This window comes from Halomonas sp. HMF6819, assembly GCF_044335525.1.
Taxonomy (GTDB): Bacteria; Pseudomonadota; Gammaproteobacteria; order Pseudomonadales; family Halomonadaceae; genus Vreelandella.
In genome coordinates this window covers 19,504-35,120 of record NZ_JBIQVY010000010.1, presented here as the reverse complement: position 1 = coordinate 35,120, position 15,617 = coordinate 19,504, and the positions used below count along the sequence as shown (strand labels likewise).

At 65.4% G+C, this 15,617-nt stretch carries 16 protein-coding genes; 6 read left to right on the top strand and 10 right to left on the bottom strand.

Translation table 11 applies throughout. The features are described 5' to 3' along the window. Nucleotides 1-107 precede the first annotated feature (107 nt). The 4 genes from ACGLWX_RS18025 to def form a co-directional block, all read right to left on the bottom strand. Nucleotides 108-314, bottom strand: a complete 207-nt coding sequence (locus ACGLWX_RS18025) for a dodecin (protein ID WP_252106752.1) — start codon at nt 312-314, stop codon at nt 108-110. Nucleotides 315-362: 48 nt separating this feature from the next. Beyond that, nucleotides 363-1,694, bottom strand: coding sequence for a 16S rRNA (cytosine(967)-C(5))-methyltransferase RsmB (rsmB, locus tag ACGLWX_RS18020; RefSeq protein WP_396241817.1), 1,332 nt, complete (start codon nt 1,692-1,694; stop codon nt 363-365). Further along, nucleotides 1,691-2,683 carry a methionyl-tRNA formyltransferase gene (fmt, locus tag ACGLWX_RS18015; RefSeq protein WP_396241815.1) on the bottom strand — a complete coding sequence of 331 codons (993 nt, stop codon included), beginning with the start codon at nt 2,681-2,683 and terminating at the stop codon, nt 1,691-1,693. Before fmt ends, rsmB begins: the two co-directional genes overlap by 4 nt. An 84-nt stretch (nt 2,684-2,767) precedes the next feature. Continuing rightward, nucleotides 2,768-3,280 carry a peptide deformylase gene (def, locus tag ACGLWX_RS18010; RefSeq protein ID WP_396241814.1) on the bottom strand — a complete coding sequence of 171 codons (513 nt, stop codon included), beginning with the start codon at nt 3,278-3,280 and terminating at the stop codon, nt 2,768-2,770. A 218-nt stretch (nt 3,281-3,498) separates the two neighbouring features. Here def and ACGLWX_RS18005 point away from each other — a divergent pair, with 218 nt between their 5' ends. From ACGLWX_RS18005 to aroE, 6 genes are all read left to right on the top strand, one after another. Continuing rightward, nucleotides 3,499-4,542, top strand: a complete 1,044-nt coding sequence (locus ACGLWX_RS18005) for a LysM peptidoglycan-binding domain-containing protein (protein ID WP_396241812.1) — start codon at nt 3,499-3,501, stop codon at nt 4,540-4,542. 85 nt (nt 4,543-4,627) lie between these two features. Continuing rightward, the gene (gene dprA, locus ACGLWX_RS18000; RefSeq protein WP_396241810.1) at nt 4,628-5,752 is read left to right on the top strand and encodes a DNA-processing protein DprA; all 1,125 of its coding nucleotides are present in this window, start codon (nt 4,628-4,630) and stop codon (nt 5,750-5,752) included. An 84-nt stretch (nt 5,753-5,836) separates the two neighbouring features. Beyond that, entirely contained in the window at nt 5,837-6,394 is a 558-nt protein-coding gene (locus ACGLWX_RS17995) for an L-threonylcarbamoyladenylate synthase (protein ID WP_396241808.1), read from the top strand. 1 nt (nt 6,395) lies between these two features. After that, nucleotides 6,396-7,238 carry an oxygenase MpaB family protein gene (locus ACGLWX_RS17990; protein ID WP_396241806.1) on the top strand — a complete coding sequence of 281 codons (843 nt, stop codon included), beginning with the start codon at nt 6,396-6,398 and terminating at the stop codon, nt 7,236-7,238. Nucleotides 7,239-7,312: 74 nt separating this feature from the next. After that, complete coding sequence (gene hemF / locus ACGLWX_RS17985) at nt 7,313-8,248, top strand: oxygen-dependent coproporphyrinogen oxidase (RefSeq protein ID WP_396241804.1); 936 nt, start codon at nt 7,313-7,315, stop codon at nt 8,246-8,248. Continuing rightward, entirely contained in the window at nt 8,245-9,066 is an 822-nt protein-coding gene (gene aroE / locus ACGLWX_RS17980) for a shikimate dehydrogenase (RefSeq protein ID WP_396241802.1), read from the top strand. Before hemF ends, aroE begins: the two co-directional genes overlap by 4 nt. Nucleotides 9,067-9,122: 56 nt before the next feature. Here aroE and ACGLWX_RS17975 read toward each other — a convergent pair whose 3' ends face one another. The 6 genes from ACGLWX_RS17975 to hisS form a co-directional block, all read right to left on the bottom strand. After that, nucleotides 9,123-9,923: a M48 family metallopeptidase gene (locus ACGLWX_RS17975; RefSeq protein WP_396241800.1), complete on the bottom strand. Its 801-nt coding sequence runs from the start codon at nt 9,921-9,923 to the stop codon at nt 9,123-9,125. Nucleotides 9,924-10,080: 157 nt separating this feature from the next. Beyond that, a complete protein-coding gene (locus ACGLWX_RS17970) occupies nt 10,081-10,695 on the bottom strand; it encodes a hypothetical protein (RefSeq protein WP_396241798.1) in 615 nt (204 codons plus the stop codon). Nucleotides 10,696-11,003: 308 nt separating this feature from the next. Further along, nucleotides 11,004-12,407: a ribosome biogenesis GTPase Der gene (gene der / locus ACGLWX_RS17965; protein WP_396241796.1), complete on the bottom strand. Its 1,404-nt coding sequence runs from the start codon at nt 12,405-12,407 to the stop codon at nt 11,004-11,006. Further along, nucleotides 12,404-13,585, bottom strand: coding sequence for an outer membrane protein assembly factor BamB (gene bamB, locus ACGLWX_RS17960; RefSeq protein ID WP_396241794.1), 1,182 nt, complete (start codon nt 13,583-13,585; stop codon nt 12,404-12,406). The genes der and bamB overlap by 4 nt, the downstream gene beginning before the upstream one ends. Continuing rightward, complete coding sequence (locus tag ACGLWX_RS17955) at nt 13,585-14,241, bottom strand: YfgM family protein (protein ID WP_396241792.1); 657 nt, start codon at nt 14,239-14,241, stop codon at nt 13,585-13,587. Before ACGLWX_RS17955 ends, bamB begins: the two co-directional genes overlap by 1 nt. Before the next feature lie 69 nt (nt 14,242-14,310). After that, complete coding sequence (gene hisS / locus ACGLWX_RS17950) at nt 14,311-15,606, bottom strand: histidine--tRNA ligase (protein ID WP_396241790.1); 1,296 nt, start codon at nt 15,604-15,606, stop codon at nt 14,311-14,313. Nucleotides 15,607-15,617 lie beyond the last annotated feature (11 nt).

Genomic DNA, 15,617 nt, shown 5'->3' with positions numbered 1-15,617 from the left:
GTGAATCGAATCCGTTGAAAGCGCCGGCGGTATGGTCAAACGAGAAGGGCGCTGCAATAAAGACGGCGGCCAGTGTAAACCAGCCGCCGTCGAAAAGCAGTGGGGAATTACTCGAGGGTGAAGCCGACCTTGGCGGTCACCTGCCAGTGGGCGACCTGGCCGTTTTCAAGATGGGCGCGGGTGTCGACCACCTCGAGCCAGCGCATGTTGTCGATGCTTTTGGACGCCTTGGCCAGCGCCTTTTGCACCGCGTCTTCAATGCTTTTTTCCGAAGAGCCGGTAATTTCTACGTGCTTGTAAACATGATCGCTCATGGTCATCTCATCCTTGTCGATAGTTGGCGATTGGGCGCGACGCTCGCGTCACGCCGGTTGCTTTTTCAGCCTGGCATAAAAAAAGCCATCGTGGCTATTTTGTTGCGAAAAGAGCTGCCGACCGTAGCCGCTGGCCATACCCCAGGCAACGTCTGTCGGGGTCGTTACTCGGGCGTCCGGGGTGCGTGCCACGAACGCGTCGATCTGTTTCGCGTTCTCTTGGGGAAGCACCGAGCAGGTGGCGTACAAGAGCGTGCCGCCCGGGCGTAAAAGCCCCCAGAGATTGTCCAGAATCGCCGCCTGAAGCCTGGCCAGCTGGCCGATATCGCTTTGCCGGCGCAGCTTCTTGATATCCGGGTGGCGACGAATCACGCCGGTTCCCGAACACGGCGCATCGAGTAAAATAGCATCGAAGAGCGTACCGCTCCACCAGTCGCGCTCAGCGGCGTCGGCGTGAATCAGATTGGCGCTCAGGTTGAGCCGGCCGAGCGTATCGTCGACCCGCGCCAGGCGCTGGTTGTCGCTATCCAGCGCCGTTAGCGCGATGTCGAACTGCTCGAGCAGGTGGGCGGTCTTGCCGCCGGGAGCGGCGCAGGCGTCCAGCACCTGGGCGCCGGGGCGCGGGGCGATCGCCGGACCTAAAAGCGCGGCGCTGAGCTGGGCCGCCTCGTCCTGCACGCTGACATGGCCTTCCGCGAAGCCGGGGAGCTGCGAGACGTCGCAGGGCGTTTCCAGCGTGATGGCGTCTGGCGCGTGAAGGCAAAGATGTGCGTCGAGCCCCTGGTCCGTGAGCCTGGCCAGATACGCTTCGCGGTCGTTGACGCGCTGGTTCACGCGCAGCGTCATGGGGCCTGGCTCGTTGTTGGCGGCGACTACCTCGCGCCACTGCTCGGGCCAGGCGCTCTTGAGCGCATTCAAAAGCCAGGCCGGGTGTTCGAGCGCTGCGCTTTCATCGCGGTCGACCTCGGCAACGAGCGTTTCGCTTTCGCGCTGCAGGCGGCGCAGGCAGCCGTTCAACACCCGCGTGGCCCACTCCTTTTTCAAAAGCCTGGCCGCACCGGCGGTTTCGCCCACCCCCGCGTGGGCGGGAATGCGCATGTACAACAGCTGGTAGATACCGATCAACAAAAGCGCGTTGACGTCCTGGTCGCGCTTTTTGAACGGCTGCTTCAAGAGTTTGCCGGCGATCGCCTCGAGGCGCGGCAGGCGTCGGCAGCTGCCATAGCAGAGCTCCTTGAGCAGGCCGCGGTCGCGGGCGATGACGCTGTGCTCGTCGAGGCCGGCAAGCGAGCCCTGCTCGCTGAGAACGGGGGCGAGGGCGCGAGCGGCGGCGGCGCGAACTTCCTGGCCGCTGCCTTCCTGGGGGCGTTTGGCGCTCATGAATTATCTTCCTGTTGCGTCAAGGGCGAGCCCAAGCGGCTGCCGGGCGCAAGCCGTGGGGGATGGGCGTTGAGCAGCGCACTGACCGGCAGCATTTTGCCCCCGGGAAGCTGAACGTGGCTGACGCACAGCACCTCGCGGCCTTCTTCACCGCAGGCGATGCGCAGATGATCGCGGCCGTGGGCGAGCAGCGTGCCCGGCTCGACGGCGTCACCGGTGCTGTCGCGCGCCTCGGCGCGGGCCATGTAAAGGCGCAGGCGCTCGTCGCCTAGCTGGCACCAGGCCACCGGCCAAGGATTGAAGGCGCGAATCTTCTGCGCAAGCGTGCAGGCGCTCTGGTGAAAATCGAGCTCGGCCTCAGTCTTGCTCAGCTTGGCGGCGTAGGTCACACCTTCGATCGGCTGGGGCGTGGCCGTAAGCCCGTCTCCCGCCAGGGCGTCGAGAGCCTCGATCAGCGCTTTGGCGCCGTCCTCGGCCAGCCGGTCGTGAAGCAGGCCGCCGGTGGTTTGCTCGGTGATCGGCGTTTCGAGCTCGAGCAGCATGTCGCCGGTATCGAGGCCGGCGTCCATCTGCATGATGGTGACGCCAGAGGCGGCGTCGCCGGCTTCGATTGCGCGCTGAATCGGGGCGGCGCCGCGCCAGCGCGGCAAAAGCGAGGCGTGAACGTTGATACAGCCGAGTCGCGGCGTATCGAGCACCGCCTGCGGCAGCAAGAGTCCGTAGGCGACCACCACCATAAGATCGGCGTTAAGTGCTGCCAGCTCGGCTTGGGCGGCGGGGTCTTTCAAACTTTGCGGCTGGTACACGGGCAGGTCATGTTCGAGCGCCAAGCGTTTGACCGGGCTCGGGGTGAGCTTTCGCCCACGCCCGGCCGGGCGGTCGGGCTGGGTGTAAACGCCCACCACCTGGTGGTCGCTTTTGAGTAAGGCGGCGAGGTGGGATTCGGCGAACTCCGGAGTGCCTGCAAAGACGACGCGCAGTGAGGGCATGGATCTACCTGTTCGAAAAACGGTGGAGAGGGCGGCCGGATAAACGGACGTGAAAAAGCCGCCCACGGGCGGCTTTTACGGCGTCTAGGCGTCCTGCATCAGCTTGTGGCGCTTTTGCATTTTCTTCATGATGCGATCGCGCTTGAGCGCGGACAGATAATCGACGAAGAGCACGCCTTCCAGGTGGTCGTACTCGTGCTGGATGCAGTGGGCAAGCAGCCCGTCCGCTTCGAGCTCGAACGCCTCGCCGTCGCGGTTTTGGGCGTTGAGCTTCACCTTCAAAAAGCGTGGAACATCCGCGTAGTGCTCGGGAATCGAAAGGCACCCTTCGGAAAGCGGCTCTTTCTCTTCGCCGATCGGCTCATAGCGCGGGTTGATCATGACCAGCGGCGAGTCGCCCGCCTCGGAGACATCCATTACCACCACACGGCGGTGAACGTCGATCTGGGTGGCGGCAAGGCCGATGCCACGGGCGTCGTACATGGTCTCCAGCATGTCGTCGACCAGGCTTCGAACTTCATCGTCAACGGTCTCCACCGGCTTCGCCTTGGTTCTCAGGCGCTCATCGGGGAATTCGAGAATGGGACGTTTGGCCATGGCGTTACAATCACCGTTGTTGAATCTGCGGTTTGAAACGGGGAGCCCCGGCGCTTCAAACGCGGTAGGGTTGAAAAAGGAGCCAAAAAGTCGCGCTCGCGTTGCAATGGGCGGGTGCGACCCTGTGCTTTACTATAGGCCACTATATCACGCTGGCGGTACTTCTGGGCATGCACGCGGGCGTGTCGTTGACCGCTGCCACCGCTTTAGGATTCGCCATGCTCATGCATAAAACCTTTCGCCTAGGTGCCCTTGCCGCACTGCTGCTGAGTGTCGCCGCGTTTGCCAACGCCGCACAGGGCTGGGAGCGTATTCGAAGCGACGCCCCCGAGCGCTACGTGGTGGTCAAGGGCGACACGCTTTGGGGCATCGCCGCGCGCTTTTTGCAAAACCCCTGGCAGTGGCCGTCACTTTGGGAGGCCAACCCGCAGATTCGCAACCCGCACCTGATCTACCCCGGCGACACACTGGTGCTGCGCGACTGCGCCGGCGCCCCCTGCTTTGCGCTGGAAACCGGCCAGCCGGTGGTGAAGCTTTCCCCGCGCGTGCGCACCATCGAGCCGCGCGAGGCGGTGTTGGCGCTGCCGATGGACGTGGTCGAGGTGTTTCTGCGCCAGCACCGCTTTCTGGAGGCGGGCCGGGCGCTCGGGGAGCTTGGCTACGTGGTCGGCGGCGAGAACCAGCGCTTCATCAGCGGCGCCGGCGACACGCTCTACGTGCGCGGTGAGCTGCCCTCGGGCGTTCCGCTGGGCTTTTACCGCCCGGGCGAGCCCTACCTTTCCTTCAGTGGCGAGGTGTTGGGCCAGGAGCTGGTCTTCATCGGCGAGGCGCGCCTGATCGACCAGCAGGGCGAGATCGCCCGGGTCGAGGCGCTCAGCGCCAGGCAAGAGGTGCGCAACGACGACATCGTGATCGCGCTCGATGATAGGGTCGAGGGCGACTTTCAGCCGCGCGCGCCGCAGGCCGAGGTGGCCGGCCACATCATCGCCGCCCCCGGCGGGGTGCGCTTCATCGGCCGGCTGCAGGTCGTGGCCATCGACCTCGGTACTCAGGATGGCCTGCAGCCCGGGCACGTGCTGCGCGTCGACCAGCAGGGCGAACTCATCAACGACCCGCGCACCAGCGAGCTGTTCCAACTGCCCAACACCGAAGGCGGGCTTTTGATGGTGTTCAAACCTTATAGTCGCATGAGCTACGCCTTGGTGATGCAGGCCTCCAACGTGCTGGCGGTAGGCGACGAGGTGCGCACGCCCAAGCCTTGATGAAACGAGCGGGATAAAAAGCCCGGGGTGAAAAGGTTAGGGTGAAAAGCTTTAGGTAAAAAGCCCAAGCTAAAAGGAGGCGGGTATGGATGCCAACGCGTGGCTAGCCCTACAGGCGCTGCCCAACCTGGGCGCGCACCGGCTCAAGGCGCTTTATGATCAGGCGCCGGACTGGCCCCTGGGGTGGCTCGCCGCGCTCCCGGCGCCGGCGGCCAGCGCGCTCAGGCTCTGGCTCGACCACCCGAATAAAAGCCCGCTTCAGGCGCCAATCGATGCCACCCGCGCCTGGTGCGAGGCTGGCCCCCACCGCCACGTGTTACATCCGGGCCACCCGCGCTGGCCGACGCTTCTCGACGAGCTGCCGGACCCGCCGCCGGTTTTATGGGCCCAGGGCGATCTCGACGCGCTGACCGGCCCGCGCTTGGCGCTAGTGGGTACCCGCAAGCCGACCGCGGAAGGCGGGCGCAACGCTCGGGAGTTTGCCCGCGCGCTTGCCGGTCGCGGCTGGTGCGTGGTTAGCGGCATGGCGCTGGGCGTGGACGGCCTGGCCCAGCAGGCCGCCCTCGATGAAGGCGGCGCTACGGTGGCGGTGCTGGGCTCGGGGGTGGATGTCATCTACCCGGCGAGCCACCGCGCGCTTTATCAGCAGCTCATTCAAACACCGCGGGCGCTGGTGCTCTCGGAACACCCGCCGGGCACCCGGGCGCGGCCGGCGTACTTTCCACGGCGCAATCGCATCGTCACCGGGCTTTCGCTTGGTACGCTGGTGGTCGAGGCCACGGAAAAAAGCGGCAGCCTGGTCAGCGCGCGGCTGGCGCTGGAGCAGGGCCGCGAGCTCTTCGCGCTGCCGGGCTCGCTTTATAACGTGCAGGCCGCCGGGTGCCTGTCGCTGCTGAAAAGCGGGGCCATTCTTACGCGCCACGTCGACGACATTTTAGAGGAGCTCGGCCACTGGGCCGGCGCGTACCTGCCCGGATCCGAGCGAAGCCCAGCGGAACCCGCCGCGCCCGGCCCGGTCCAGATGAGTTCGTCGCTTGCGCTCGATACGCCGGATGCACTGCTCGCCGCGCTCTCCTCGACCCCCACGCCGATCGATTTGCTGGTGCAGCATACCGACCAGAGCGTGGGGCAGTGCCAGCAACGGCTTCTCATGCTGGAGCTCGAGGGCCGCGTGGCTCAGCAGGCGGGCGGCTGGGTGCGCCTGAGTTAGATCCGATCACACCGGGAGAATCGCGCAGCGTGGTAAGATGACGGTTCGATCCGTGGCAGCGCCGCGTATTCACAGGAGACCGTGATGACTTCGATGGACAATCTTCAGCGCGTGGTTCAGACCCTGCGCCAGGGCGGCGTGATCGCCTGCCCGACCGAGGCGGTATGGGGGCTGAGCTGCGACCCGGATAACGACGAGGCGCTGGCGCACCTGATGCGCTTGAAAGAGCGTGACCCGGCCAAGGGCGTGATTCTGGTCGCCGCCAGCATCCAGCAGTTCGGCCCGTGGCTCGAGTCGCTGCCGCTCGCACTGCACGCGCCGCTTGCCGCGAGCTGGCCTGGCCCCCACACCTGGCTGGTGCCGGACAACGGACGCAGCCACGGCCTCGTGCGCGGTGCCCACCAGAGCGTGGCGCTGCGGGTGACTGACCACCCCGGTATGAAGGCGCTTTGCGAGGCCTTCGGCGGGCCGCTGGTGTCGACCTCCGCCAACCGCGCCGCCGAGCCGCCGGCGATGAGCCTTGACGAGGTACGCGCCGTTTTTGGCGACGAGATCAGTGCCGTGCTTGACGGCGAACTCGGCGGCCAGACCCGACCCAGCACCATTCGCGATCTGGTGACCAACGAGGTGCTGCGCGCCTGACATGAGCCACTTCCTGCACGACGCCATGGTGGCCAGACTCGGCGCGGCGCGGGCCGACGAAAACCCTGGCCCGTTTCCGGAAGGTGGCCTCGTGCGCCGCATTCACGGCGACTTCACGCCGATGATGTGCGGCGGCATCAGCGCGCTGCTTTTACAAATGCTGCATCCGCTGGCGCTGGCCGGCGTGTGGGATCACTCCAACTTTCGCCACGATATGGTCGGGCGCCTTAGGCGCACCAGCGACTTCATCGCGACCACCAGCTTCGCCGATTTCGCCCAAGCGGAAGAGGCGATCGCCCGAGTGCGTCGGGTACACGCAAAGGTGCGCGGCCACGCTGCTGATGGGCGCGCCTACGCCGCCGACGACCCGGACCTGCTCACATGGGTGCACGTGGCGGAGATGAGCCGCTTCATGGCCGCGCACCTGGTGTACCGCAATCCATCGCTCAGCGCGGCGGACCAGGACCGCTACTTTTTCGAAACCGCCTGCATCGCCGAGGCGCTCGGCGCCCGCCAGGTACCGGACAGCCGCGACGCGGTGGCGGCGTATCTCGAGGACAAGCGAGGTGAGCTTGTCTGCGACGAGCGCACCCGCGACGTGGTGCGAGTGCTTTTAAGCGCGCCGCCACGCCATCTGATTCTGCGCCCGGCAGGCGCCTTGTTCATGCGCGCCGGCATCGACCTTCTGCCCGAGTGGGGCTCCCGGGCGCTGTCGCTCGACATGCCCCGGGTGCAGCGTCGGCTGGTGCGCGTCGGCATCAAAAGCGCGATGCCGATGATCAGTCGCGCGGTTCGAAGCGGCGCCTACCGCCGCGCGCTGGTGCGCTTTCAGCGCCACGACTGAGTGCGGCGCCCCTTCACCGCTTCTGTTTTACCCCTTACCATTGACGTCTACCCCTGCACGGCTTTGGAGACACTGTGGCCCACGAGCATCTGGACGACGTTAAAACCTACCTGATGAACCTGCAGGACCGGCTCTGCGAGGCGCTGGCCGACGCGGACGGGCGCGGCACCTTCAGAGAAGAGAGCTGGCAGCGTGAGGCCGGCGGCGGCGGACGCTCGCGGGTAATCGAAAACGGCGCGCTGTTCGAAAAGGGCGGCGTCAACTACTCCCACGTCTTTGGCGAGACGCTGCCGCCGTCTGCCACCGCCTCGCGCCCGGAGCTTGCCGGTCGCAGCTTCCACGCCGTGGGCGTCTCCTGGGTACTGCATCCAGAGAATCCACACGTGCCTACCAGTCATGGCAACGTGCGCTTTTTCATTGCCGAAAAGGAAGGCGAGGCACCGGTATGGTGGTTCGGCGGCGGGATTGACTTGACGCCTTACTACCCGGTGTTCGAGGACGTCGTGCACTGGCACCGGGTGGCCCACACCGCCTGCGCGCCTTTCGGCGAGGGCGTTTACCCGCGCTACAAGGCGTGGTGCGACGAGTACTTTTACCTCAAGCACCGCGACGAGACCCGCGGCGTGGGCGGGCTCTTTTTTGATGATCTCAACGAGCCGGATTTCGAGTCTGCCTTTGCCTTTCAGCGCGCGGTTGGCGATAGCTTCCTGGAGGCTTATCTGCCGATCGCCCGCCGCCGGCGCGATACGCCCTGGGGCGAGCAGGAGCGCGAGTTCCAGCTTTATCGTCGCGGGCGCTACGTCGAGTTCAACCTGGTGTGGGACCGCGGCACGCTCTTTGGTCTGCAAAGCGGCGGGCGCACCGAGTCGATTCTGATGTCGATGCCGCCGCTGGCGCGCTGGGAGTACGGCTATACGCCGGGCCCGGGAAGCCCGGAGGCACATCTGGACGACTACCTGACACCGCGCGACTGGCTAGCCGAAGCTGAAAAAGCGGGAGTGAGCGCATGAGCAGCCGTTACTGCGTGTTGGGCAATCCGGTCAAGCACTCCAAATCGCCGCTGATTCACCGCGCCTTCGCTGCGCAGACCGGTCAGCCTTTGGAGTACACCGCCGAGCTCGCACCGCTCGATGGCTTCGATCAGGCCTGGCGTGCGTTTTGCGAAAGCGGCGGGCGCGGCGCCAACGTCACCGTGCCGTTCAAGCAGCAGGCGTTCACGCTTTGCGATACCCAGAGCCTTCGCGCCCGGCGCGCTGGCGCGGTGAATACACTCAGCCTCGGTCAGAACGGGCGTATCTATGGCGACAATACCGACGGCATCGGCCTGCTACGGGATTTGAAGGCCTGTGAGGTGCCCCTGGCCGGCAAGCGCGTGCTGATTCTGGGGGCCGGCGGCGCGGTGCGCGGCGTGCTCGAGCCGCTGTTGAATGAAAGCCCGCGGGAGCTTGTCATCGCCAACCGCACCGGCGCCAGGGCCGAGGCGCTAGCCGCGGACTTTCGCGATCTGGGAAGCGTCGCCGGCGGCGGGTATGAGGCGCTATCCGGGCGCTTCGATCTGGTCATCAATGGCACCAGCGCCAGCCTTGTCGGCGAGCTGCCGCCGCTGCCCGAGACGCTGTTCGAACCAGACGCGGTCGCCTACGACATGATGTACGCCGCCACCCCCACCGTGTTTTTACAGTGGGCGGGCAAGCGCGGAGCGCGCACGATCGACGGGCTCGGCATGCTGGTCGAGCAGGCGGCGGAGGCGTTTTTTATCTGGCACCACGTGCGCCCGGAGACGGCGCCGGTGCAGGCGCTGTTAAGAAAAACGCTTATCGAGGGGTGAGTGCCTGCCTGTCAGGCGCGTAGGACGCGCCTGACAGGCGAACGGAGTGTGCGCGATCAGGGGCGCGGGCAATTCGGCGCGCGGCCCTGGTCTCTGGCCTGCTCGTAGATCGACATGGCTTGGCTCATGGTGGATTGCAGCCCTTCGATGCGCTGGCCCTGGCTTGGGTGGGTCGAAAGCCACACGGGCGGAGCGCCGCCGCTGGATGCCGCCTGCATGTTCTCCCACAGCGTTACGCCTTCACGCGGGTCGAAGCCAGCCTGGGCCATCAGGTTCTGACCGATGGTGTCCGCCTCGCTTTCGTGCGTCCGCGAAAACGGCAGCGCGATGCCGTACTGCGCGCCCATGCCCAGCACGCCCATGAGCTGCTGGCCACCGGCGGATTGGCCCGCGGCGCTGGAAATCACCGATAGCCCAAGCGACGTCGCGCTTTCGGTCGAGGCGCGCTCGTTGGCGTGGTTGGCCAGCACGTGGCCGATCTCGTGGCCCACGACCGAGGCGAGCTGGTCCTGGCTGGTGGCGATGTCGAGCATGCCGGTGTTGACACCCATATAGCCGCCGGGCAGGGCAAAGGCGTTGGGCTGCTCGGACTTGAACACGCGCACCTGCCAGTCCATGCTCCGCTGGCGCTCCGGCAGCACGTCGACGATGGCGTTGGTGACGCACTGCACGTAGCGCAGGCTCGCCTGATCACCCATCGGCACGTCCTGCTGATACTGGGTAAATGCCTGCTGGCCCATCTGATTCAGTTCGGCATCCGACAACAGCAGCAGCTGCGAGCGTCCGGTGGGCGAGGTGCTACAGGCGGCGAGCGAGGCGCACAGCGCGGTAACGGCGAAAGGGCGAAGCCAGCGCATATAAATTCCTTGTTGGCGAAAAGCCGTATGAAGGTGAACGATCCGTTTCGAAACGATCTGTTTTGAATAGTTTTATCATAACGCAGCGAGCGGTCAAATGCGGGCGGCGAATTGGCAAGTTCCCCGGCGCCGTGCGGCAAACGCTCGCGTACTTAAGCTAGCGTATTTGAGAGAGCTGACCGTCGGGGCCGACGTTGAAGCGCAGCGTCGGTGTCAGTACGCCGGCGGGCAGCGTCACGCCCAGCCCGCTCAGGCTTCCCGGCGTGATCGCAAGCTCGCTTCCCTGGGGCAGCGAGCCGCGGGCGGCCAGCTCACGGGCCAGGTCGATCATGGGGCGCAGGCGCTGTGGGTCGCTGGCGAGCACGTCAAGCGACAGCGGCAGGCGAAGGTTCGGCCCCGCCCCCGGCGTCAGCGACACGGTTTCACCGTAGCGCCCGGTGACCGGGTCCGCCCCGGGCATATCCACTGCCCAATTGAAGCCCGCCATATTCACCGCCGGCATGCCCCGCGGCAGATCCAACCCGAGGGCGAGGGTGGCCTGAATCGGCAGGCTCCCCGAGCGCACGCTCGAGGCCAGCAGGGCAGGAAGGCTTGCGGTATCGAGCCCGCGGTTCAGGTCGAACGAGCCGACCCGAACATTCTCGACGGTGGCCGAGTTCACAGACAGACGAAAGGCGTTGAAGCCGGCCTGGGGCAGCGCCATGCAGCCAGTAAGCCACAAGGTGACGCTCAAAAGCGCGAGCCAGCGAACGCGAGCACGTAGGTAACGCATGAGACCTCCTTGGAAGGATCCAGCGACAAAACCGCTGAAGTGGGGCTATTTGAGGTAGCGCGCCGGACTTTGTCAACTGGTTTGCATGCAAAGCCAAAGACCGTGCGAGCCATCGAGCAAGGGCGGCTTGGCGCCGCCATCGCCGAATGAATTCGGCTCCCACGATTGCCGTGCGCTTATACCTCTGGGTCGCTGTAGGAGCAGGCGCTAGCCAGCGATGCAGCGCAAAGCGCTGCCGGGGTGGGTGATGAAATAAAAAAACGCCCGTCTCGTCGAGACGGGCGTTTTTTCTGGCGATGAAGGCACACTCAGCGGCGTTTCTGACGCGCCTCTTTCGTGCGGCCCAGTTCGCGCTTTTTGGCCTTTTCCTTGTCGCTGGCGCCGGCCATGTTGTCATACGGGTTGTCGCCGGAGCGAAACTCGAAGCGCATCGGCGTGCCGCGCACCTTGAGCACCTTGCGAAAGGTGTTGGTCAGGTAGCGCCGGTAGGCTTCCGGCAGCGAGCTCGTCTGGTTGCCGTGGACCACGATGATCGGCGGATTGCTACCGCCCTGGTGGGCCATGCGAAGCTTGATACGCCGGCCGTTGACCATGGGCGGCGGATGCTGGCTGACGGCATCCTGCAGGAGCGTGGTCAGGCGGTTGGTCGACCAGTGGGCGTTGGCGGCGTCGAACGCGCGCTCGATCGAGGGGTAGAGATCGCCCACCGCGGTGCCGTGCAGCGCCGAGATGAAGTGCATCTCGGCGTAGTCGGCAAAGCCCAGCCGGCGCTTGATCTGGCTGCGCATCGTCTCCCGGGCTTCATGCTCGAGCCCGTCCCACTTGTTCACCGCCAGCACCAGCGCGCGGCCAGTGGTCAGTACGTAGTCCAACAGGTGCAAATCCTGCTCGACCAGCCCGCTGCGCGCATCCAGCACCATGATCGCAACGTGGCACTCCTTGATCGCGTCCAACGTCTTGATGATCGAGAACTTCTCGGCGATCTCGCTGACGTTCTTGCGCCGCCGCACGCCGGCGGTATCGACCAGCACGTAAGGCTTGCCGCGGCGCTCGAAGGGAATCTCGATGGCGTCACGCGTGGTGCCCGCCTCGTCGAACACCACCACGCGCTCCTCGCCGAGCAGCCGGTTGACCAGGGTGGATTTACCCACGTTAGGCCGGCCGATGACGCCGATACGAATGCCCTTGGTGCCGGTGTCGGCGGGAATGTCGGCATCGCGCTCGGGAAACGGTTCGAGCACGATATCGATCAATTGCGAGACGTTGCGTCCGTGGGCAGCGGCGATCGGCCAGGGATCACCCAGGCCGAGCCCCCAGAAATCGCCCATGGCCGAGTGTTCTTCGAGCCCGTCAGTCTTGTTGACCACCAACCAGGTCTTTTTCTGATTGACCCGCAGGTGGTTGGCGATCGCCTCGTCGGCGACGTTGAGCCCGGAGCGGCCGTCGACCAGAAACAGCACGATGTCCGCCTCATCGATGGCGGCAAGCGACTGCTCAGCCATCGCCGCGTCGATCCCTTCCTCGTCACCGCTGATACCGCCGGTGTCGATGACGGTGTAGGCCTTGTTGCCCAGCAGGCCGTTGCCGTACTTACGATCGCGTGTCAGGCCGGGAAAGTCGGCCACCAGCGCGTCGCGCGAGCGCGTCAGACGGTTGAACAGAGTCGATTTGCCCACGTTGGGCCGACCGACCAATGCAATGACGGGTGTCATGGAGCGATTTCCAACGTTTGCAGCCGGCCATTGTTGGCCTGTACATGGAGGGTGCTGCCTTCGCCGACCGGGCGCAGGGTGATGCCGGATTTATGCACCCGCGTGCGGCCAACGATCGAGCCTTCACGGGCGTCGATCAGGTGCACGTAGCCTTCGAAATCGCCGACGGCCAAACGACCATCGACGAAAGCGGGGGCGGTCAGTTGGCGATCTTCGAGCGCCGAGTTGCGCCAGATTTCCTGGCCGCTGTTGGCATCGAGGGCCACGATCTGGCTGTCGTCGGTGACGACGAACAGAGCGTTGCCGACCAGCACCGGCGTGTGGCGGCTGGAGAGATTGGTTTCCCACAGCACGCCGCCTTGGGTGGCCTCGAGCGCGACGACCCGGCCGTTATAGCTGGTCACGAACAGGCGACCGTCTTGGCTGAGTACCGGCTGGCCGGATAGATCGACCAGTCGCTCGACTTCGCTGCGCCCGCGGGGCGTGGCGATCTGCTGCTCCCAAAGCGGCTGGCCGCTGCGGTTATCCAGCGTCGCCAAACGGCCGTTGGCAAAGCCGACGAAGGTGACCGGCTCGATCACCATGGGCGTGCCGGTGCCGCGCAGGGTCAGCGCTGGCTGCGAGCTCGAGTAGACCCAGCGCTCCTGACCGGTAGCGCGGTCGAGCGCGGTGACCTGGCCATCCACGCTCTGCACGATTAGAAGTTGCGGGTTGGCCTGCGGGGCGGCCAGCACTTCGCTGGAGACCCGCGAGCGCCAGTTGATGCTGCCATCGCTTTGATCGATCGAGATCACTTCACCGTTGCGCGTGCCCAGATAGAGCTGGCCGGCAATGGCGTTCAGGGCGCTGGAAAGCGGCGTGTCGAGCTCGATACGCCACTGGCGGTTGCCGTTGGTCGCATTCAGCGCCATGACCACGCCCTGGGCGTCGGCGGCGAACACGGTGTTGCCTTCGCGGGCGGGCTCGATCGGATAGCGGGCGCGGCCCAGGCCGTCACCGACGTTTTGCCGCCATACGTTCGAAACCGTGGTGGTCTCGTTGAAGCTTGTAAGCGGAGTCGGCACGTTGGTGGGCTCACTCTTGCTCGCGCAGCCGGCCAGAAGCGCCAGCGCCGCCGCGCCAAGGGCGGTGCGCAGCAGCGTTTTGGAAATTAACGGTTGGGAAAGGCTGATCGTCATTAGGAGGTCGCCTCCTCGGCGCCAAGGTCGTCTAGCTTAAACTGTATGCCGTAAAGTGACTGGTTCTGTCCGTCGGCGGCCAGCGCTTCTTGCCAAGCCTTGCGCGCGTTGGCGCGATCACCAAGGGCGGCATAGGCGTCGCCGCGCACGTCGAGGCGCTGAGCGTTCAGGGCGTCGACGAGCGGCTCGTCCAGAAGCGAAAGCGCCTGCTCCGGGTTGCCTTGGGCGATCTCGATACGCGCCAGGCGCAGCCAGGCCAGGCTCTTCACGTAGTCGCGCGAGGCGCCGTCGGCGGCGCGCTCGAGCGCGTCACGTGCGCCGTCGAGATCGTTTTGGCCCACCGCCAGGCGCGCTTCGAGCAGCAAGCCAAGCTCGGCGTAGAGCGTGCTGCCGTAATCGTCGTTGAGTTCGGCGACCAGCTGTTTGGCGCTATCGAGCTGCTCGGCGCCTTGCTCCGGCAGGTTGGCGATGGTCAGAAGCTGCTGGTAGCGCACGGACGCCGCCGCTGCTTGGCCCTCCTGGTAGTCTTGCCAGGCGTGCCAGCCGAACACGCCGGCCGCGGCGATCACCGCCCCCGCGATCAGCGAGGTGCCGTTCTCTTTCCACCAGCGCTTGATCACATCAAGCTGCTCTTCTTCGCTTCTCAGCTCCGCCACGGGCGGTCTCCTTGTTCGGGCATGGCGGATCAGGCAGGCGGGCCCGATGATCCGACACGGTTGATCGGGTTAGCGGATGATCAGATCATTAAGCGTTGCGGCAAGCGCTGCCTGCGCCACGCTCTGCTGCTCGCGATCGTCGCGCAAAAATTTGAGCGTGACCGTTTGGTTGGCCACTTCGTCTTGACCCAGCAGCAGGGCGACGCCGGCGTCGCTTTTGTCGGCCTTTTTCATGCGGCTTTTGAAGCTGCCGCCGCCGCAGTGTAGCTGCAGTTTCAGTGCCGGAAGCTCTGCTCTGAGCGTTTCGGCCAGCGTCAGCGCGGCGGTGGTGGAGGTGTCGTCCAGCGCCATCAGATAAACGTCGCTTTTGCCGAGCGCCTCATCAGGGACGAGATCGAGGGTTTCGAGCAGCAGAATCAGCCGCTCGATGCCCATGGCGAAGCCTACCGCCGGGGCGGGCTTGCCGCCGAGCTGCTCGACCAGTCCGTCGTAGCGCCCGCCGGCGCATACCGTGCCTTGGCTTCCAAGCGCGGTGGTGGTCCACTCGAACACCGTGCGCGAGTAGTAGTCGAGCCCGCGAACGAGGCGCGGGTTGACCACGTAGCCGATACCGGCGGCGTCGAGCATGGCTTTCAGCGACTCGAAGTGCTCGATGGAGGCCTCGTCCAGGTGGTCCAGAAGCTGCGGCGCGGCGTCGAGCATCTCGGCCATTGCCGGATTCTTTGAGTCCAGAATGCGCAGCGGGTTACTCTCCAGGCGCCGCCGGGAGTCTTCGTCGAGCAGTTCGAAGTGCTCGTTGAAGTAGGCCACCAGCGTGTCGCGATAGGCCGCGCGCGCCTCGAGCGAGCCGAGTGAGTTGAGCTCGAGGGTGACGTGCTCAAAAAGCCCCAGCTCCTTCCAGAGCCGTGCCGAGAGCAGAATCACCTCGGCGTCGATGTCCGGGCCTTCGAAGCCGTAGGTTTCCACGCCGACCTGATGGAACTGGCGGTAGCGGCCCTTTTGTGGGCGCTCGTGGCGAAACATTGGGCCCTGGTACCAGAGCCGCTGGGTCTGGTTGTAGAGCAACCCGTGCTCCATGGCGGCGCGCACGCAGCCCGCCGTGCCTTCCGGGCGCAGCGTCAGGCTATCGCCGTTTCGGTCCTCGAAGGTGTACATCTCTTTTTCGACGATATCGGTCACTTCGCCGATCGAGCGGGCGAACAGCGCCGTCTGCTCGACGATGGGCATGCGGATTTCATCGAAGGCGTAGCGCTGCATGATCTGGCGCACTTTCGCTTCGAAAAACTGCCAGCGGGGGCTATCGCTGGGCAGGAGATCGTTCATCCCGCGGATCGCCTGGATCTTTTTGGTACCGGACTTGCTCAATGAAAACTCCT